We start from the raw sequence: 19,006 nt of genomic DNA, 5'->3' as shown, positions 1-19,006 counted from the left end.
CGGGGAGAGACGAAATCCATGACGACCTTTCTGATCGTCGACGATCATCCATTGTTTCGCGAGGCGATCCAGATCGCCGTGCGCGCCGTCGCGCCGAACGCCGACATCCACGAAGCGACCGAACTCGCCGCGGCGATCGACATGATCGCCGAGCGCCGGCTCGGCTACGACCTCGCGCTGGTCGACCTGACGCTGCCCGACACCACCGGCTTCGACGGCATCGCGCTGCTGCGCCGAAAGTTTCCTTCACTGCCGGTGCTGGTGGTCTCCGCCCACGACGACGCCGCCATCGTGCGCGACGCCCTCGCCCTCGGGGCGGCCGGTTTCGTCTCCAAGTCGGCGCCGAAGAACGAGATCGCCAAGGCGATCTCGACCGTGCTCTCCGGCGGCACCTGGCCGGTGGCCCCGTCGCGCGCCGCGCCCGCCCGGGCATCCGGCGGCGACGACGTCGCCAGCCGCCTGTCGAGCCTGACGCCGCAACAGCTGCGCGTGCTGCAGATGCTGCGCCAGGGCAAGCTCAACAAGCAGATCGCCCACGAGCTCGACGTCGGCGAAACGACGGTCAAGGCGCATGTCTCGGAGATCCTGCGCAAGCTCGGCGTCTTCTCGCGCACGCAGGCCGTGATCGAGGCAGCGCGCATCGATCCGGCTCAGCTCAGCGAACCGACGAGCGTTCCGACGCTGCGCCGTTGATGCCGCGCGCCAGCATGTGGGCGACGAGGGCGCGCAGCTCCGCCGGCCGCACCGGCTTGCGCATCAGCTCGAGCCCGTTCGCCGCCAGCCGTTCCTCGATCTCGCGTCCGTGGTCGGCGGTCACGACGATCGCCGGAATGCCGGGACCCCAGACGGCGGTCATCGCCTCCAGCGCGTCGAGGCCGGTGCCCTCGTCGAGGTGATAGTCGACCAGCAGCAGATCGGGCCGGCGCCCGAGGGCCGCGACCTGCTCGATCGCCTCTTCCGCCGCCCCCGCCGCGATCGTCGCGCAGCCCCAGCGTCCGACCAGTTCGACGGTCGCCTCGCGCACCGCCGGGTCGTTGTCGACGACGGCGATCAGCGTGCCCGCGAGATCGCCGGTCGGCCGCGCGCCGACGGCGATCTGTGCCGCGGCCGCGACGTCGACCTCCACCATCGCCAGTTCGACCGAGAAGCGGCTGCCGCGCCCCGGCTCGGACTCCACCGTGATGCGGTGGCCGAGCACCTCGGCGAGGCGCCGGACGATCGACAGGCCCAGCCCGAGGGCGACCTCGCCGTCCGGCACCCGGCGCTGTTCGCGGTGGAACTCCTCGAAGATCGCCTCGTGGCGATCGTCGGGAATGCCCGGACCGGTGTCGATCACGTCGATCCGCAGCATCGCCTCGCGCCGCCGGACACCGACGAGGACGCGGCCGCTCTCGGTGTAGCGCAGCGCGTTGCCGACGAGGTTGCGCAGGATGCGCTCGAGCATCAAGGGATCGGTCGCGACATGGGCGCTCGACGGCACCACGTCGAAGCGCAGGCCGCGGCGCTCGGCGGTCGGGGCGAACTCCGTCGCCAGATCCTCCATCAGCGGCGCCAGTGCCACCGCGCCGATCCGCGGCACCATCACGCCGGCATCGAGCCGCGAGATGTCGAGGATGGTCTTGAGCAGCCCCTCGATCGAGGCGAGCGCGCGCTCGACCTGTGCCGACAGGCGTCGCCCGTCGCTCTCGGTCTGCATTTCCGCGAGCGCCGCCGAGGCGAGGCGGGCGGCGGCCAGCGGCTGCAGCAGGTCGTGGCCGGCCTGGGCGAGGAAGCGCGTCTTGGAGAGATCGGCCCGCTCGGCGCGGTCGCGCGCCTCCACCAGTTCCTCGTTCAGCTGTTCGAGCCGGCGCAGCGCATGGGTCAGCTCGTCGGTGCGCCGCCGGACGCGCCGTTCGAGGCCGATGGTGGTCTGGAACAGCGAGAAGGCGTCGGCCCGCCCGTCGAGACTGGTCTCGGCGCGCTCGATCAGCACCGCGTTGATCTTCTCGAGCTTGGCGATCCGGTCGCGCAGACGTGCGGTCTCGGCGTCGCGAAGGTCGTCCCGCAGCGTCATGGTGTCTCCTGCCGGCGGCCGAAGGCGACGCCGGTGAAGGTGTGGTTGAGGTGGATGGCGTCGAACTGTTCGCCGTAGGTGTTGAAGCCGACGACGCGGAAACGGCGGAAGACGTCGGAGATGCGATCGGCGACCTGCCGCCCCGCCGCCTCGATGCGGCGATGGACGCAGTCGAAGCCGAGCACGAAGTCGATGCCGCCGAGGTCGCGATCGATCTCGTCGAGCGCGTGTTCGAGCGCCCCGACCATCTCGCGCGTCTCGGCGACGGTCAGCACGACACCGGTGCCGATGGCGCAATAGAACGACAGACTGCGGTCGTCGTTGCGACGCTGGATCGAGCGGCAATAGTACTCGCCGCCGATCCGGACGAGCAGGGGATGGGCGGCGAAGACATCGGCGTCGTCACCGCTCGCATCGACCAGCGTCGCCGCCGCGAAGGCGTCCCAGGCGGGTTCGGCGTCGATCTCGGTGACCCGCCGCTGGTCGGCGTCGCAGCCGGTCACGACCAGCTTGCGCGCCGTCGGGGCGAAGTGGTCGTGGGCGAAGGGGCGGAACGGCAGGGGCGTCCGCACCAGCAGTAGGAGGCCGCCGTCGCGCACCACCTCGCCGTCGGCGATGACGAAGGTCGAGCGGAACGACAGGTCGTCGCCGTTCGAACCGCCGACCATCGGCATGCCGGGCATCGCCTGTTGCAGGGCGGCGAGGATCACCTCCTCGCGGCGGCACAGGCCATCGAGCAGGGTCAGGGCGAAGGTGTCGCCCTCGCCGCGACCGAGATCGGCCTCGAGCGTGCGACAGAGGTCGGCGAGCCGTCCGCCGCCGTCCTCGAGCCCGAAGGTCGAGAGCCCCCGCAGCGGTGCGCAGGCGATGGCGAAGTCGGCCTTCGGGAAGGCGACCGCGACGAGGCCCGCATCGACCGGTCCGACCGGCGCGAATTCGCCGGCCGTCGAGCAGCCGGCATGGGGGACGTCGGGAAACGCGGCGGCGAGCGCCTCGGCGACCGCCTCGGCGGAATGGCGGGCGCAGACGAAGACGAGGACGAAGGCGATGGCCGCGCGATCGCCGAGCGTCGCCGCGATCTCCGCGACGGCGTCGGCCGCGTTCGAGGCTTCGGACACGGCGACGCGTACGCTCTCGGAGCCGGCCGACCTCTTCGGCTCGCGCCCGCGCGCGTCCGGTTGTTCGATCGCCAAGGCTTCCCCTCCGCTGTCCGGTTCGTTCGTTCTTCGGTCTTTGCCGGATGCCGCATTATCCCGGCCACGGATCGCTTCGGCAAGCGCGACCGACTCGCGACTGGCGCGCCGCCGGTCCGATTCTGCACCTAGGAACAATGGACGCCGCCGCGCGTCGCCTGCTTCACTCGCCTCGGGAACAGCCGAAAAGGCAGGGTGACGTCGATCGCCGATCCCGGGGAGGAAGCACATGCCCGCATCGAGGCCGGCGCGCGCCCGCGTGCCACGGATCTCCTGCGTCCCGAACGGAACACGCGGCCCCGCATCCGAGGCCGCGCGAAGGCACGTCGCCGCCGACGCCCCCGTCCGCATCATCAGGGAGGGAAGACCCATGTATCGCACCGTCGCCGCGACCGTCCTCGCGGTCCTCGCCGCCGTCGCCACCGCCGACGCCGCCGCCCGCACCCGCTTCTGGAACCTCACCGAAAACACCGTCAACGGTCTCTGGTTGGCGCCGGCCGGCACCACCGAATGGGGCGCCAACCAGGCGCTCAACGACAACGACAAGACCGTCGATCACGACGAGCGGCTGAAGATCGTCGGCGTCAAGTCGGGCACCTACGACGCCAAGCTGACCGACGTGAAGGGCCGCTCCTGCATGGTCAAGGGCGTCAAGGTCACCGAAGGCGAGGTCTTCTCGATCGAGGAGAAGGAGCTGAAGGGCTGCCGCAAGTGATGTCGCGGGCGAGCCACGCCGAGGCTGCGGCTCGCTCTCCGTCTCGACCCTCGATCGCGGGAAGAACCATGTCGCACCGTCTGACGCCGCTCCTCGCCGCCGCCCTCGCCCTGTCGTTCTCCGCGAGCGCGGCCGAGGCCCACCTTCTCTACGTCTCCAACGAGAAGGACAACACGATTTCGATCGTCGACACGGTCAAGGGCGAGGTGGTCGACACGCTGAAGGTCGGCAAGCGGCCGCGCGGCATCGTCTTCTCGACCGACCACACGAAGCTCTACGTCTGCGCTTCCGACAGCGACACGGTGCAGGTCTTCGACGTGGCGAGCGGCAAGCTGCTGCACGATCTGCCTTCCGGCGCCGATCCCGAGCTCTTCGCCCTGTCGCCGGACGGGCGGACGCTGGTGATCTCCAACGAAAACGACGCCATCGCCACCTTCGTCGACGTCGAGACCCGCGCCGTGGTCGGTCAGGTCCCGGTCGGCGAGGAGCCCGAGGGCGTCGGTTTCTCGCACGACGGCAAGTCGGTGGTCGTCACCGCCGAGACCACCAACATGGCCCATTGGATCGACGTCGCGTCCAAGACCGGCGTCGCCGACATCCCCGTCGACCCGCGCCCGCGCTTCGCGGTCTTCACCAAGGACGACAGCCGGCTCTGGGTCTCCTCCGAGATCGGCGGCACCGTCACCGTGATCGACAGCGCGACCAAGGCCCCCGTCGGCAAGGTCGAGTTCGCCATCCCCGGCGTGCCGCGCGACAAGATCCAGCCGGTCGGCATGCGCCTGACCTCCGACGGCCGCTGGGGCTTCGTCGCCCTGGGGCCGGCCAACCACGTTGCGGTGGTCGATCAGAAGACGCTGAAGGTGAAGAAATACATCCTCGTCGGCAAACGCGTCTGGCAGCTCGACCTGACGCCGGAAGAAGACCGCCTGTGGGTGACCAACGGCGTCTCCGGCGACGTCACCGAGATCGACGTCGCCTCGCTGACGGCACTGCGCACGGTGCGCGTCGGCCGCTACCCCTGGGGCGCGGCGATCCGACCGACGAAGTGAGGGGAGCTCATTCTCGCTCTGACGGACTCCAGCGGAGGCCCTTCATGCTGAGGTGCCCGGCATAGCCGGGCTTCGAAGCGCGAAGGGCCGAGAGGCACGGCCCGTCGTGGCTTCGCCCTTCGAGGCCCGGCCGATGGCCGGGCACCTCAGGGTGAAGCCGAACAGAGGCGCGTCAGGATGAAGCCGAACAGTGGAGCGTTCGGATCTTCGCCCGTCTTGCGGGACGCCTCACCGCTTCCGGAACCGTCCCTTGCCCTTCGACCCCGCCGTGCCGGCGGCGGTCGAGGGTGGCGGGCGCTTCGGCGCCGGGCCGCCCATCGGAACCTCGGTGCGTCCGACCGTCATCTCGTCGAGCGAATTCTTGCGGACTTTCGTCGGCGGCAGATTGGCGGCGCGGCCGTATTTCTTCTCGCCGGCATAGCCGCCGGTGGCGTCGTCGACGGCGGCCTGGCGCGCCAGCGGGTCGTCGGCCAGCACCAGTTCGGTCGCCTCCAGCCGCTTGATCTCGTCGCGCAGGCGCGCCGCCTCCTCGAACTCGAGGTTGGTCGCCGCCGCCTTCATGCGGCCGCGCAGGTCGTCGAGATGGGCGGCGAGGTTGTTGCCGACGAGGTGGCCCGCCTCGGCGAAGCCCGCCTCCACCGTGACGTGGTCCTGCTCGTAGACCGAGGAGAGCACGTCGGAGATGTTGCGCTTGATCGATTCCGGCGTGATGCCGTTGGCGAGGTTGTAGGCGACCTGCTTCTCGCGGCGGCGATCCGTCTCGGCGATGGCGCGTTCCATCGAGCCGGTCATGTGATCGGCATAGAGGATCACCCGCCCGTCGACGTTGCGCGCGGCGCGGCCGATGGTCTGGATCAGCGAGGTCTCCGAGCGCAGGAAGCCCTCCTTGTCGGCATCGAGAATGGCGACCAGCGAGCATTCCGGGATGTCGAGACCCTCGCGCAGCAGGTTGATGCCGACGAGGACGTCGAAGGCCCCGAGCCTGAGGTCGCGGATGATCTCGATGCGCTCGAGCGTCTCGACGTCGGAATGCATGTAGCGCACGCGCACGCCGTTCTCGTGGAAGTATTCCGTGAGATCTTCCGCCATGCGCTTGGTCAGCGTCGTCACCAGCACGCGATTGCCGCGGGCGGCGACCTCGCGCACCTCGCCGAGCAGGTCCTCGACCTGTTTGGTGGCGGGACGGATGTCGATCTGCGGATCGATCAGGCCGGTCGGGCGGATGACCTGTTCGACGAAGACGCCGCCGGCCTCCTCCATCTCCCACGCCGACGGCGTTGCCGAGACGGCGACGGTCTGCGGCCGCATGGCGTTCCATTCCTCGAAGCGCAGCGGCCGGTTGTCCATGCAGGAGGGCAGACGGAAGCCGTATTCGGCCAGCGTCGCCTTGCGCCGGAAGTCGCCGCGATACATGCCGCCGATCTGCGGAATGGTGACGTGGCTCTCGTCGGCGAAGACCAGCGCCTCGTCGGGCAGATATTCGAACAGCGTCGGCGGCGGCTCGCCCGGCCGGCGGCCGGTGAGATAGCGGGAGTAGTTCTCGATGCCGGCGCAGGAACCGGTCGCCTCCAGCATCTCGAGGTCGAAGGTGCAGCGCTGTTCCAGCCGCTGCATCTCGAGCAGCCGGCCGGCATTCTCCAGCTCGACGAGGCGATGCTTCAGCTCCGCCTTGATCGACTGGATCGCCTGCTGGAGGGTGGGTTTCGGCGTGACGTAGTGCGAGTTCGCGTAGACCTTCACGAACTTGAGGCTCTGTGACTTCTGCCCCGTCAGCGGGTCGAACTCGTCGATCGCCTCGATCTCGTCGCCGAAGAAGGTGATCCGCCACGCCCGGTCTTCCAAGTGGGCGGGGAAGACCTCGACCGTGTCGCCGCGCACCCGGAAGGCGCCGCGCTGGAAGGACGCGTCGTTGCGGCGATAGTGCAGCGCCACGAGGTCCGCCAGCAGCTGGCGCTGGTCCATGCGCTCGCCGACCTCGATCGAGAAGGTCATGGCGGTATAGGTCTCGACCGAGCCGATACCGTAGATGCAGGAGACCGAGGCGACGATGATGACGTCGTCGCGCTCGAGCAGCGAGCGGGTGGCGGCGTGGCGCATCCGGTCGATCTGCTCGTTGATCGACGATTCCTTCTCGATGTAGGTGTCCGTCCGCGGCACGTAGGCCTCGGGCTGGTAGTAGTCGTAGTAGGAGACGAAATACTCCACCGCGTTGTTCGGGAAGAACGACTTGAACTCGCCGTAGAGCTGCGCCGCCAGCGTCTTGTTCGGCGCCAGGATCAGCGCCGGGCGCTGGGTGCGGGCGATGACCTGCGCCATGGTGAAGGTCTTGCCCGAACCGGTGACGCCAAGCAGCACCTGACAGCGGTCGCCACGCTCGACGCCCTCGACGAGGTCGGCGATCGCCTGCGGCTGGTCGCCCTTGGGCTCGTAAGGCGAGACCAGTTCGAAGCGGATGCCGCCCTCGGACTTGGGCGGCCGCTCCGGCCGGTGCGGCGTCCAGAGTTTGCCGTCCTTGAACAGCGGATTGCCCGAGGCGATCAGCGCCGACAGCGCCTCGACCGTGGCGGTCGCCCCGCCCTTCGGCGCGCTGGCGGCCTCCTCGAGGCCGATCTCGAGGCCGGAGACCGCATTGAGCCCGCTCGCCACGCGCTCCGTGGCGGTGGCGGTGCCGTCGTCCTTCTTCGGCCGGCCGCGCGGCTTGGGCTGGGCCGGCGAGGGCGCCGTGGCGGCCCGCGCGATCTCCTCCGCCCAGTCGCCGATCGAGCCGGAGAGCGGCGTCGCGCCGACGTCGTAGCCCGCTTGCGGCGCTTCGGCGAAACCGGTCGGCGCCGTGTCTTCGCCGCCCGCCCAGGGCGGATCGAGCGGCGCCGAGGCGTCGAGCCCTTCGGTCAGCGGACCGCGACGGCGCTTCGCCGGGGAGGAGGAACCGGAATCGGGGGAGCGGGGAGAGCGAGCCATGCCCCGAATATGGCGCGGGATGCTGCGCGGGGAAAGGGCGATGTTCGCCTTTCGTGCACATTCTCGTCGCGTCGGGCCGACGCTGCGACGTCGTGCGCGCGTCGTCGCCGCGACCCGTCGTCGTCTCGTCGAATTTTCGATTTCTTGGTGTTTGTCGGCTAGTTTGTCGCGAACCCGAGGGACCCCGTCCCGCCGATCCCGTCTTCTGGAGTGGAGCCTCATGGCGCTCATCGTTCCCGTCGTTCTGTGTGGTGGCTCCGGCTCGCGCCTCTGGCCGGCCTCGCGCGACAGTTACCCCAAGCAGTTCCTCGCCTTCACCGGAGACGACTCGCTGTTCCAGACGACGCTGAAGCGTGTCGCCGGCGCCGAATTCGATGCGCCCGTCGTGGTCACCGGCCAGGACTACCGCTTCCTCGTCGCCGAACAGATGCGGGCGGCGGGCGTGACCGGCGACATCGTGCTCGAGCCCTTCCGCCGCGACAGCTGCGCCGCCATCGCCGCCGCCGCGCGTCTCGCGCTGGCGCGCGATCCGGCCGCCCTCGTCCTGGTTCTCGCCGCCGACCATGCGATGCCCGACGTCGCCGGCTTTCTCGCCCATGTCGCGACCGGCCGCGCCGCGGCGGAAGCGGGCCGCATCGTCACCTTCGGCATCCATCCGACCCGCCCGGCGACCGGCTACGGCTACATTCGTCCGGGTGAAGCGCTGGCGCAGCCCGGCGTCAACGCCATCGCCGCCTTCGTCGAGAAGCCCGACGAGGCGACCGCCGAGCGTTACGTCGCCGAAGGGTGTCTGTGGAACTCCGGCAACTTCCTCTTCCGCGCGTCGGTCTTCCTCGACGAACTCGACGCGCTCGCGCCCGAAATCGGCCGCCCGGTCGCCGAGGCCGTCGAGAAGGCGACCAAGGACCTCGACTTCCTCCGCCTCGAGCCCGAGGCCTTCGGCCGTGCGGTGGCGAAGTCGGTCGACTACGCGGTGATGGAGAAGACGGCGCATGCCGCCGTGGTTCCCTCCGACTTCGCCTGGTCCGACGTCGGCGCCTGGGACGCGATCTGGGATCTCGCCGAAAAGGACGCCAACGGCAACGGCTCCCGCGGGGAGGCGGCCTTCCTCGACGCCAAGAACTGCTACGTCCATTCGCCGGGACGGCTGACGACCGTGGTCGGCCTCGACGACATCGTCGTGGTGACGACCCGCGATGCGGTGCTGGTGGTCGATCGGGCGCAGGCCGAGAAGGTCAAGGGCCTCGTCGCCCGCCTGACCGCCTCGGGCCGCAAGGAGGCGCGCGAGCACGTCAAGATGTGGCGGCCCTGGGGCTCCTACGAGTCGATCGACGTCGGCGGTCGCCATCAGGTCAAGCGCATCACCGTCAATCCGGGGTCGAAACTGTCGCTGCAGAGCCACTTCCACCGCGCCGAGCACTGGGTGGTGGTGTCGGGTACGGCACGGATCACGGTCGACAACACGGTGACGGTCGCGGCCGAGAACGAGAGCGTCTACATCCCGCTCGGCGCGACGCATCGGCTGGAGAACCCCGGCCGCATCCCGCTCGATCTGATCGAGGTGCAGGTCGGCAGCTATCTCGGCGAGGACGACATCGTCCGCTACGAGGACGTCTACAACCGCGGCTGAGCCGGCGGACGAGCATGCGGCCCGCGGGCTTCGCCCGCAGGCCGACCGTGTCGGCGAGGGGGCGCGGCGGGCGATGGAAGTCCTGATCGAGATCCTGTTCGAAATCCTCGGCGGCCTGCTCTGGGCCTTGCTCGAAGGCGTCTTCGTCACCGTCCTCGAACTGGCCGTCGACACCGTCCAATGGCTCTGGCGCACGCTGCGCGGCAACCGCGCCGCCGCCGAACCCGCGCCGGTCGAGGCAAAGCCCGAACTCGTCCCCACGGCGATCCCGTCCGCCGAGAGGGCGGTGGTGCGGCGCGGCGACGGCGACGACCGGGTCGTGCTCGGCCTCGCCTTCAACGTCGCCCTCGGCGTCGCCGCCGGCTGGCTGTCGCTGTGGCTGATGCCCGAACACGTTCTCGCCTCGCCGGTGATCCGGGTGGCGATGGTGCCGGTCTCGGCGATCTTCTGTGCGCTGGCGGTGCCGGAAGTCTCGGCCCTGCTCGGCCGCACGGCGAGCGCGTCGGCCTTCGCCGTCGCCCGCCCGCGCAACGCCTTTGCGCTGGCCTTCGCCTTCGCCCTGACGCGCCTCCTCGGCGGTCGGTGAGGCGGCTCAGTCCTTGAACACCACCGTGCGGTGACCGTTCAGGATCACCCGGTCCTCGAGCAGATGCGACAGCGCCCGGCCGAGCACGCGGCGTTCGATGTCGCGACCCTTGGTCACCAGCATGTCCGGCGTGTCGCGGTGGCTGATGTGCTCGACGTCCTGCTCGATGATCGGACCCTCGTCGAGGTCCGGCGTCACGAAGTGAGCGGTGGCGCCGATGATCTTCACGCCGCGCTCGTGGGCCTGATGATAGGGCTTGGCGCCCTTGAAGCCCGGCAGGAACGAGTGGTGGATGTTGATGCAGCGGCCCTGCAGCGCCGCGGCGAAGTCGTGGCTGAGGATCTGCATGTAGCGCGCGAGCACGACGATCTCGGTGCCGGTCTGCTCGATCAGCCGCAGGATCTTGCCCTCCTGCTCGGCCTTGTTGGCCTTGTCGGCCGGCATGTAGTGGAACGTCGTGTCGGTGAACTCGACGTGGGCATAGGTCTCGCGCGGATGGTTGGCGACGACGGCCGTCACCTCCATCGGCAGCTCGCCGATGCGCTTGCGATAGAGCAGGTCGACCAGACAGTGGTCGAACTTGGAGACGAGGATCATCACCTTGCGCGGGATGGTCCGGTCGCGGATGCGCAGGTCCATCTCGAAGCGCGCGACGATCTCGGCGAAGCTCTCGACCAGCTTTTCGACCGACAGGCCGCCGACCTCGAACATCACCCGCATGAAGAAGCGATCCGACAGGTGATCGTCGAACTGCTGCGCCTCGGTGATGTTGGCGCCCATCTCGAAGAGGTGCATCGACACCGCGGCGACGATGCCGGAGCGGTCGCGGCAGGAGAGGGCGAGAACGTAGGAACGGACGGACATGGGAGGAGAGGTCTCGACGGAAGGATCGGCAGGGCCGAGGAGCGAGGCCTTTCGGTTCGCTCTCGTCGCCACCGCGGGGGTCCTTCTAATGGACCAATCCGCCGTCGAGGTCCAGTGCGCCTGCCCCCCGGGCCTCGCGCGAGGGGCCGGACCGCACCGGGTCAGGTGCGGTCGACCTGCCCCGCCCAACAGCCGTATTTCGCATAGTGGACGTGGAGATAGTCGACCTTCGGATCGGCGAAGAACCGCGCGATCACCGCCTCGAGATCGCTGCCCTCGGTCACGTCGGCGACGACGATCATGTGATCGCGATCGAAGCCGCGAACCGAGAGCAGGCGGCGGCGCATGACGTCGGGCACTTCGTCGAACCGGTCCCAGGTCTCGCGTGCGGCCTCGCGCACGAAGATCGCATGGCAAGACCGATAGGGCGTCGCCGCCGGCTGATGGAAATGATTGAGGAGCAGCACGGTCTCGCCGATGTCGGCGTCGCGCAACTCGATCCGGTCGGGAAAGCCGGGTGAGGCGTCGACGACGATGCGCCGGACGCCGCGGGCGGCGAGATCTTCGTCGGGAAGCCCGAACAAGGGGCGGACGGCGTCGATGTCGAGGCCGCGGATGCGGAAACGGGTGGGTGCGTTCATGGGGTCGGCTCCGGTCGTCGGGAACGATGTCCGCGACGATCGGCCGTCCCGGGGCGCCGAGCCACCCGATTTTCGACGGTCGGGTCGATATGAAAAGGGCGCCGGCCTGACGCCGACGCCCCTATCCTTCCGTCCGTGATCACCTCAGCGGAACAGCACCAGTGTCTTGGTCAGCGTGATCCAGATGCCCCAACCGAGCGGGATCCACACGATCGCCCAGGCGAGCGTCACCTTCCACGAGTGGACGACCTCCTCGCCCAGCGCCGCGACGTCGGAGACGAAGTGCTGGTGGGTGTCGTCGGCCGCACGCTTCTCGGCCGCCGCCTCATCGTCCGGCATGTGATGCTTCTCGGCCACCGGCGTCACCAGCCAGTTGGCGAGCGCGCCCAGCGCCAGCAGGCCGGCGAGGATGTACATGGTGATCGAGTAGACGTCGGCCCGCGCCACGCCGTGGGCGAGCTGATATTCGCGGATGTAGTTGACGATGCCGGGGCCGAAGATGCCCGCCGCCGACCAGGCGGTGAGCAGGCGGCCGTGGATGGCACCGACCATCTTGGTGCCGAACATGTCGGCGAGATAGGCGGGGACGGTGGCGAAGCCGCCGCCGTACATCGACAGGATCACGCAGAAGGCCAGCACGAACAGCGCCAGCGACCCGGCGCTCGCCAGCGTCGGGATCGACGCATAGAGCGCGAGGCCGAGCAGGAAGAAGATCGTGTAGGTCAGCTTGCGCCCGAGCTTGTCGGAGAGCGAGGCCCAGAAGAACCGCCCGCCGATGTTGAACAGCGACAGGAGGCCGGTGAAGCCGGCCGCCACGGCGGCGATCTGCCCCTTCTGCGCCGCGGTCAGCTGCGAGAAGGTCGCGTCGATGCCGATCAGCTTGCCGGCGAAGACTTCCTGCAGGAGCGGCGAGGCCATGCCGAGAATGCCGATGCCGGCGGTCACGTTGAGGCAGAGCACGCCCCAGACGAGCCAGAACTGCCTGGTCCTCCAGGCGACGTCGAGATGGACGTTCTTGGAGGTGATCAGCGAGTTCTGCGCCGCCGGCGGCGGGGTCCAGCCGGCCGGCTTCCAGTCGTCGCGCGGCACCCGGTAACCGAGCGCGCCGCTCATCATGAAGAGGAAATAGATCACGCCGAGAACGATGAAGGTCTCCCAGACGCCGACCGAGGTGGGCGTCGCGAACTTCCTCATCAGCATGTCGGCGAGCGGAGCGCCGATCATCGCGCCGCCGCCGAAGCCCATGATCGCCATGCCGGTCGCCATGCCGCGGCGGTCGGGGAACCACTTGATCAGCGTCGACACCGGCGAGATGTAACCGAGACCGAGGCCGATGCCGCCGATGACGCCGGAACCGAGCCACATCAGCCACAGCTGATGCGTCTTGACGCCGATCGCCGAGAGGAAGAAGCCGCCGCCCCAGCACAGCGCCGCCACGACGCCGGCCTTGCGCGGACCGGCCTTCTCGAGCCAGCCGCCCCAGATCGCCGCCGACGAGCCGAGGAAGACGAAGAACAGCGTGTACATCCAGCCGAGGCTGGAGATCTTCCAGTCGCAGGTGGTGGTGAAAAGCTCACCGACGAGGCTCATGTCGGCCGGGCAGGCGACCGGCGCCGTGATGCCGATGGCGCGGCTGAGCGGCAGCCAGAACACCGAGAAGCCGTAGGCCATGCCGATGCACAGATGGATGGCCAGTGCCGCCGGGGGCACCAGCCAGCGATTGAAGCCGGGCTTGGCGATCGTGTGGGAGCGGTCGAGGAAGCCGAGCGCGCCCGAGGAGCCCGTTCCGGACCCCGCAGTCTCCATGGTCGTCATGTCATTCCCCCCTGGCCGTTTCGTCGGCTCTGGTTGGCGACGGGTGAGACCCGCCGTTTCGTTCCCGGGACCTCCCGGTCTTCCCGCGGCCCGCGAGATCCCCCCGCCGACCGAATTCATGCGCCGCCTGATCTTCTCCCTCCCCCCTCGAGGGGGAGGGCCGGGGAGGGGGGCGTTATCCCGGGGCGCTGCCCGCGATCCCCCCCTCTCTGTCTCTCCCCCTCGAGGGGGGAGAGGACCGGATGCGACGGTCTTCATCTCTCGACCGTTCCGCCGAGCGGGCGGGCTTTATTCGTCCCTCACCCCGCCTTGCGGGCGCGATCCGCCGCGGCGATCGTCTCGGCGGCGGCACGCGCCACCTCCGAGAGACCGTCGCCGCCGGCCGCGAGATGCGCCGTGAGACCCGCCCGCATGCGCGGATCCCAGTTCTTGACGATGTGATCGGCCGTCGCCGCGACCGCGCCGGCGCCCTGCACGGCGAAGAAGCCGGCGATCTGGTTGGCCATGGTCACGAGCCTGTTGTCGTCGCTCATCGTCTCACTCCGCCGCCCGGATGCGACGCGATTCCGTCGCCTGTCGCTCGTAGTCGACCTGCCATTCGCTCGGCCCGTTGGAGGGCGAGACCTGCACGGCGGTGACCTTGTATTCCGGGCAGTTGGTGGCCCAGTCCGAGTTCTCGGTGGTGACCACGTTGGCCTGGGTCGCCGGGTGGTGGAACGTCGTGTAGACGACGCCCGGCGCCACCCGGTCGGTGATGACGGCGCGCAGCGAGATCTCGCCCGCCCGGCTCTTCACCCGGACGAAGTCGCCGTCGCGCACGCCGCGATCCTCGGCGTCCTGCGGATGGATCTCGAGCACGTCCTCGGAATGGAAGACGACGTTCTCGGTCCGCCGCGTCTGGGCGCCGACGTTGTACTGCGAGAGGATGCGGCCGGTGGTGAGCAGCAGCGGATAGCGCGGGCCGACCTTCTCGGTGGTCGCGACATATTCCGTCAGCATGAACTTGCCCTTGCCGCGGACGAAGCCGTCGACGTGCATGATCGGCGAGCCGTCCGGATGGGCGGCGTTGACCGGCCACTGCAGGCTCTCGCGATCGAGCCGCTCGTAGTTGACGCCGGCGAAGGTCGGCGTCGACCGGGCGATCTCGTCCATGATCTCGCTCGGATGGGCGTAGTGCCAATCGAGGCCGAGGGCGCGGGCGAGGGCTTGCGTGATCTGCCAGTCGGCCATGTTGCCGTTCTTCGGCGTCATCACCTTGCGCACCCGCTGGATGCGGCGCTCGGCATTGGTGAAGGTGCCGTCCTTCTCGAGGAAGGTCGAACCGGGCAGGAAGATGTGGGCGTAGTTGGCGGTCTCGTTGAGGAAGAGATCCTGCACCACGACGCATTCCATCGCCGACAGCGCCGCCGCCACATGGGTGGTGTTCGGGTCGGATTGGAGGATGTCCTCTCCTTGAATGTACATGCCGAGGAACGAGCCCTCGAGCGCGGCGTCGAACATGTTGGGAATGCGCAGGCCCGGCTCGTCGTCGAGCGGCACGCCCCACAATTCCTCGAAGAGCGAGCGCACGGCGGGGTCGGAGACGTGGCGATAGCCCGAGAATTCGTGCGGGAACGAGCCCATGTCGCAGGAGCCCTGGACGTTGTTCTGTCCGCGAAGCGGGTTCACGCCGACGCCCTCGCGGCCGATGTTGCCGGTCGCCATGGCGAGATTGGCGATCGCCATCACCGAGGTCGAGCCCTGCGAATGTTCGGTGACGCCGAGACCGTAGTAGATCGCCCCGTTGCCGCCGGTGGCATAGAGCCGCGCCGCGCCGCGGATCTCGTCGGCCGGAACGCCCGAGATCTTCTCGACCTCTTCCGGCGCATGGCGCGGATCGGCGACGAACTCGGCCCAGGCCGAGAAGTCGTCCCAGTCGCAGCGTTCCTTGACGAAGGCCTCGTCGACGAGACCCTCGGTGACGATGACGTGGGCGAGCGACGTCAGGATCGCGACGTTGGTGCCCGGCTTCAGCGCCAGATGGTGCGCGGCCTTGATGCGCGGGCTCTTCACCAGATCGATGCGGCGCGGATCGATGACGATCAGCTTGGCGCCCTGCCGCAGCCGCTTCTTCAGCCGCGAGCCGAAGACCGGATGACCGTCGGTCGGGTTGGCGCCGATGACGATGACGACGTCGGTCTTTTCCACCGAGTCGAAGTTCTGCGTGCCGGCCGAGGTGCCGAACGCCACCTTCAGGCCGTAGCCGGTCGGCGAGTGGCAGACGCGGGCGCAGGTGTCGACGTTGTTGTTGCCGAAGCCGGCACGGATCAGCTTCTGGACGAGGAAGGTCTCCTCGTTGGTGCAGCGCGACGAGGTGATGCCGCCGATGGCGCGCTTGCCGGCCTTGGCCTGGATGCGACGGAACTCCGATGCCGCCCGGCCGATCGCCTCGTCCCAGGTCACTTCGCGCCACGGGTCGGTGATCTTCTCGCGGATCATCGGCTTCAGGATGCGCTCGCGATGGGTGGCATAGCCCCAGGCGAAGCGGCCCTTGACGCAGGAATGGCCGCGATTGGCCTCGCCGTCCTTCCACGGCACCATGCGCACGACTTCCTCGCCGCGCATCTCCGCCTTGAAGGTGCACCCCACCCCGCAATAGGCGCAGGTGGTGACGACCGAATGTTCCGGCTGGCCGATCGCGATCAGGCTCTTCTCCGACAGCGTCGCCGTCGGGCAGGCCTGGACGCAGGCGCCGCAGGAGACGCACTCGCTGTCGAGGAAGGCCTCGCCCATGCCCGGCGACACCCGGCTGTCGAAGCCGCGGCCGGCGATGGTCAGCGCGAAGGTGCCCTGAACCTCGGCACAGGCCCTGACACAGCGCGAGCAGACGATGCACTTCGAGCTGTCGAAGGTGAAATAGGGGTTCGACGCGTCCTTCTCGAGGTCGAGGTGGGTCTCGATCTCCGGGATCTTGGCATAGCGCACGTCGCGCAGGCCGACCTTGCCGGCCTGGGTCTGCAGCTCGCAGTCGCCGTTCGCCGCACAGGTCAGGCAGTCGAGCGGGTGATCGGAGATGTAGAGTTCCATCACGCCGCGGCGCAGCTTCTTCAGCCGCTCCGTCTGGGTGTGGACGACGAGACCGTCCGCGACCGGCGTCGTGCAGGACGACGGCGTGCCGTTGCGGCCGTCGATCTCGACGATGCACAGACGGCAGGAGCCGTAGGCATCGACCATGTCGGTGGCGCAGAGCTTGGGGATCTCGGTACCGATCTCCATCGCCGCGCGCATGATCGAGGTGCCTTCGGGCACCGTGACGGCGCGGCCGTCGATGGTGAGGGTGACGGTCTTGGAGGCCTTGGAGGCCGGGGTGCCGTAGTCGATCTCGTGGACGAGCGTCATGGGATCCTCACTCGGCAGCGGCGCGGAGACCCGCGCGACGGAAGTCTTCCGGGAAATGGGTCAGGCTCGACGTCACCGGATAGGGGATGAAGCCGCCGAGCGCGCAGAGCGAGCCGAACTTCATCGTCTCGCAGAGGTCTTCGACCAGTTCGAAGTCGCCCGGCGTGCCGCCCTTCGCGATGATCTTCTCGATCACCTCGCGACCGCGCACCGCGCCGATGCGGCAGGGCGTGCACTTGCCGCAGCTCTCGATCGCGCCGAATTCGAAGGCGAAACGCGCCTGTTCCGCCATGTCGACGGTGTCGTCGAAGACGACGATGCCGCCGTGGCCGACGATCGCGCCTACGCCCGAGAAGGCCTCGTAGTCGTAGATCGTCTCGAACAGCGAGACCGGCAGATAGGCGCCGAGCGGCCCGCCGCACTGGACGGCACGGACGGGACGACCGGTCGCCGTGCCGCCGCCGATCTCCTCGACGATCGCACCGAGCGTCAGACCGAAGGCGGTCTCGTAGAGGCCGCCGTTCTTCACGTTGCCGGCGATCTGGATCGGCATGGTGCCGCGCGAGCGGCCGACGCCGTAGTCGGCATAGGCCTGCGCCCCGTCGGCGAGGATGGTCGGGATGGTGGCGAGCGACAGGAGATTGTTGATCACCGTCGGCTTGCCGAAGAGACCGGCGATCGCCGGCAGCGGCGGCTTGGCCCGCACGATGCCGCGCTTGCCCTCGATGCTCTCCATCAGCGCCGTCTCTTCGCCGCAGACATAGGCGCCGGCGCCGACGCGCAGCTCCAGCTCGAAGGTCTGGCCCGAGCCGAGCACGTTCTCGCCGAGGTAGCCGGCTTCGCGCGCAACCTCGATGGCGGCCGCGAAGGTCGCGTTGGCGTGGGGGTATTCGGAGCGCGAATAGACGAAGCCCTTGGTGGCGCCGACCGCGAGGCCGGCGATCGCCATGCCCTCGACCAGGCTGAAGGGGTCGCCTTCCATGATCATGCGGTCGGCGAAGGTGCCGCTGTCGCCCTCGTCGGCGTTGCAGATCACATACTTGCGGTCCGCCTTCGCCATGGCGACGGTCTTCCACTTGACGCCGGTCGGGAAGCCGGCGCCGCCGCGGCCGCGCAGGCCCGACATCGAGACTTCTTCGAGCGTTCCGATCGAGCCGAGCTTGACGGCGCGCTCCAGCCCCTTCCAGCCGCCGTGGACGGCATAGTCTTCGAGGCTCAGCGGATCGACGATGCCGCAGCGGGCGAAGGTCAGCCGCGTCTGGCCGGCGAACCAGGGGTGATCCTCGGTCTTGCCGATGCAGGTCGGATGTTCGGCTCCGTGGATGAAGCCGGCGTCGAACAGCGATGCGACGTCGTCGGGGGTGATCTCGCGATAGCCGACCCGGCCGAAGGGCGTCTCGACCTCGACCAGCGGCTCCATGAAGAAGGCGCCGCGCGAGCCGTTGCGCACGATCTCGACCTCGAGACCGCGGGCGGCGGCTTCCGTCAGGATCGCCTCGGCGACGGCATCGGCGCCCAGCGCCAGCGCGGTCACGTCGCGGGGAACGAAGATCCGGCTCATCGGGCGACCTCCTCGACCAGACGCTCGGCGCCGACCTTGTCGAGCCGGGCGAAGGGCTTGCCGTCGACCATCGCCGACGGACCGTGGGTGCAGAGCCCCAGGCAGTAGACCGGCTCGAGCGTCACCCGCCCGTCGGCGGTGGTCTCGTACCAGTCGATGCCGAGGAGCTTGGCGATGCGGTCGCCGATCTCGCGGCCGCCGCGCGACTGGCAGGCCTCGGCGCGGCAGACCTTGATCACGTGGCGCCCGGTCGGCTCCTCGCGGAAGTCGTGGTAGAATGTGACGATGCCGTGCATCTCGGCGCGCGACACGTTGAGCGCCTCGGCGATCAGCGGCACCGCCTGCTTCGGCACGCAGCCGAAGACGTCCTGCATGGCGTGCAGGATCGGCAGCGCCGGCCCCTCGAGATGGAGATGGGCCGCGATGATCTCGCTCGCGCGGGTGGCCTCGAAGGGTTGGGGCGCCGTCATGGGTCTCCGTTCCGGATGCCTGTCGCGGGAAATTCAAATCGGTTCGATGGTGCGGCATTCCGCCTCGGTGACGATCTGGATTCAATATCGCTT

General features: G+C 69.0%; 15 protein-coding genes. 5 read left to right on the top strand and 10 right to left on the bottom strand.

The window, feature by feature from the left end:
- The first annotated feature begins 18 nt into the window (after positions 1-18).
- Positions 19-693 (top strand): response regulator transcription factor, encoded by a 675-nt coding sequence (locus ACT53U_RS07235; RefSeq protein WP_476153754.1) that lies wholly within the window; start codon positions 19-21, stop codon positions 691-693.
- Here ACT53U_RS07235 and ACT53U_RS07230 read toward each other — a convergent pair.
- Positions 656-2,053 (bottom strand): ATP-binding response regulator, encoded by a 1,398-nt coding sequence (locus tag ACT53U_RS07230; RefSeq protein WP_476153753.1) that lies wholly within the window; start codon positions 2,051-2,053, stop codon positions 656-658. The genes ACT53U_RS07235 and ACT53U_RS07230 overlap by 38 nt on opposite strands.
- A complete protein-coding gene (locus ACT53U_RS07225; RefSeq protein ID WP_476153752.1) occupies positions 2,050-3,171 on the bottom strand; it encodes an FIST N-terminal domain-containing protein in 1,122 nt (373 codons plus the stop codon). The genes ACT53U_RS07230 and ACT53U_RS07225 overlap by 4 nt, the downstream gene beginning before the upstream one ends.
- A 445-nt stretch (positions 3,172-3,616) precedes the next feature.
- On the opposite strand from ACT53U_RS07225, the gene ACT53U_RS07220 reads away from it, so the two are divergent.
- Together ACT53U_RS07220 and ACT53U_RS07215 are read left to right on the top strand one after the other, a co-directional pair.
- The gene (locus ACT53U_RS07220) at positions 3,617-3,961 is read left to right on the top strand and encodes a hypothetical protein (RefSeq protein ID WP_476153751.1); all 345 of its coding nucleotides are present in this window, start codon (positions 3,617-3,619) and stop codon (positions 3,959-3,961) included.
- A gap of 68 nt (positions 3,962-4,029) precedes the next feature.
- Positions 4,030-5,010 (top strand): PQQ-dependent catabolism-associated beta-propeller protein, encoded by a 981-nt coding sequence (locus tag ACT53U_RS07215; protein WP_476153750.1) that lies wholly within the window; start codon positions 4,030-4,032, stop codon positions 5,008-5,010.
- A gap of 228 nt (positions 5,011-5,238) precedes the next feature.
- Here the strand turns inward: ACT53U_RS07215 and uvrB are convergent, their stop codons facing one another.
- Entirely contained in the window at positions 5,239-7,968 is a 2,730-nt protein-coding gene (gene uvrB / locus ACT53U_RS07210; RefSeq protein WP_476153749.1) for an excinuclease ABC subunit UvrB, read from the bottom strand.
- A gap of 220 nt (positions 7,969-8,188) precedes the next feature.
- Between uvrB and ACT53U_RS07205 the strand changes: the two genes are divergently transcribed.
- On the top strand, positions 8,189-9,598 hold the full coding sequence (locus ACT53U_RS07205; protein WP_476153748.1) for a mannose-1-phosphate guanylyltransferase/mannose-6-phosphate isomerase: 1,410 nt from the start codon (positions 8,189-8,191) through the stop codon (positions 9,596-9,598).
- Between the two features lie 73 nt (positions 9,599-9,671).
- Positions 9,672-10,184, top strand: a complete 513-nt coding sequence (locus ACT53U_RS07200) for a hypothetical protein (protein WP_476153747.1) — start codon at positions 9,672-9,674, stop codon at positions 10,182-10,184.
- A gap of 6 nt (positions 10,185-10,190) precedes the next feature.
- On the opposite strand, the gene purU is transcribed toward ACT53U_RS07200, so the two are convergent.
- The 7 genes from purU to ACT53U_RS07165 form a co-directional block, all read right to left on the bottom strand.
- The gene (purU, locus tag ACT53U_RS07195) at positions 10,191-11,048 is read right to left on the bottom strand and encodes a formyltetrahydrofolate deformylase (RefSeq protein WP_476153746.1); all 858 of its coding nucleotides are present in this window, start codon (positions 11,046-11,048) and stop codon (positions 10,191-10,193) included.
- Between the two features lie 161 nt (positions 11,049-11,209).
- Positions 11,210-11,689: a DUF1203 domain-containing protein gene (locus ACT53U_RS07190; RefSeq protein ID WP_476153745.1), complete on the bottom strand. Its 480-nt coding sequence runs from the start codon at positions 11,687-11,689 to the stop codon at positions 11,210-11,212.
- A gap of 144 nt (positions 11,690-11,833) precedes the next feature.
- Entirely contained in the window at positions 11,834-13,504 is a 1,671-nt protein-coding gene (locus ACT53U_RS07185; protein ID WP_476153744.1) for an OFA family MFS transporter, read from the bottom strand.
- Between the two features lie 299 nt (positions 13,505-13,803).
- Positions 13,804-14,037: a formate dehydrogenase subunit delta gene (locus ACT53U_RS07180; RefSeq protein ID WP_476153743.1), complete on the bottom strand. Its 234-nt coding sequence runs from the start codon at positions 14,035-14,037 to the stop codon at positions 13,804-13,806.
- A 4-nt stretch (positions 14,038-14,041) separates the two neighbouring features.
- Entirely contained in the window at positions 14,042-16,882 is a 2,841-nt protein-coding gene (gene fdhF, locus ACT53U_RS07175; RefSeq protein ID WP_476153742.1) for a formate dehydrogenase subunit alpha, read from the bottom strand.
- Positions 16,883-16,889: 7 nt separating this feature from the next.
- Entirely contained in the window at positions 16,890-18,443 is a 1,554-nt protein-coding gene (locus ACT53U_RS07170; protein ID WP_476153741.1) for a formate dehydrogenase beta subunit, read from the bottom strand.
- Positions 18,440-18,913 carry a formate dehydrogenase subunit gamma gene (locus tag ACT53U_RS07165; RefSeq protein WP_476135644.1) on the bottom strand — a complete coding sequence of 158 codons (474 nt, stop codon included), beginning with the start codon at positions 18,911-18,913 and terminating at the stop codon, positions 18,440-18,442. The genes ACT53U_RS07170 and ACT53U_RS07165 overlap by 4 nt, the downstream gene beginning before the upstream one ends.
- Between the last annotated feature and the right edge of the window lie 93 nt (positions 18,914-19,006).

It is taken from the genome of Pinisolibacter sp. DMC19, assembly GCF_056313985.1.
The sequence above is the reverse complement of the archived record's forward strand: the minus strand, read 5'-3'. Positions and strand labels throughout refer to the sequence as shown.

Coding starts and splice junctions, on each gene's coding strand:
- ACT53U_RS07235 (WP_476153754.1), top strand. CDS start 19: ATGACGACCTTTCTGATCGTCGACGATCATCCATTGTTTCGCGAGGCG.
- ACT53U_RS07230 (WP_476153753.1), bottom strand. CDS start 2,053: ATGACGCTGCGGGACGACCTTCGCGACGCCGAGACCGCACGTCTGCGC.
- ACT53U_RS07220 (WP_476153751.1), top strand. CDS start 3,617: ATGTATCGCACCGTCGCCGCGACCGTCCTCGCGGTCCTCGCCGCCGTC.
- ACT53U_RS07215 (WP_476153750.1), top strand. CDS start 4,030: ATGTCGCACCGTCTGACGCCGCTCCTCGCCGCCGCCCTCGCCCTGTCG.
- uvrB (WP_476153749.1), bottom strand. CDS start 7,968: ATGGCTCGCTCTCCCCGCTCCCCCGATTCCGGTTCCTCCTCCCCGGCG.
- ACT53U_RS07205 (WP_476153748.1), top strand. CDS start 8,189: ATGGCGCTCATCGTTCCCGTCGTTCTGTGTGGTGGCTCCGGCTCGCGC.
- ACT53U_RS07200 (WP_476153747.1), top strand. CDS start 9,672: ATGGAAGTCCTGATCGAGATCCTGTTCGAAATCCTCGGCGGCCTGCTC.
- purU (WP_476153746.1), bottom strand. CDS start 11,048: ATGTCCGTCCGTTCCTACGTTCTCGCCCTCTCCTGCCGCGACCGCTCC.
- ACT53U_RS07190 (WP_476153745.1), bottom strand. CDS start 11,689: ATGAACGCACCCACCCGTTTCCGCATCCGCGGCCTCGACATCGACGCC.
- ACT53U_RS07185 (WP_476153744.1), bottom strand. CDS start 13,504: ATGACGACCATGGAGACTGCGGGGTCCGGAACGGGCTCCTCGGGCGCG.
- ACT53U_RS07180 (WP_476153743.1), bottom strand. CDS start 14,037: ATGAGCGACGACAACAGGCTCGTGACCATGGCCAACCAGATCGCCGGC.
- fdhF (WP_476153742.1), bottom strand. CDS start 16,882: ATGACGCTCGTCCACGAGATCGACTACGGCACCCCGGCCTCCAAGGCC.
- ACT53U_RS07170 (WP_476153741.1), bottom strand. CDS start 18,443: ATGAGCCGGATCTTCGTTCCCCGCGACGTGACCGCGCTGGCGCTGGGC.
- ACT53U_RS07165 (WP_476135644.1), bottom strand. CDS start 18,913: ATGACGGCGCCCCAACCCTTCGAGGCCACCCGCGCGAGCGAGATCATC.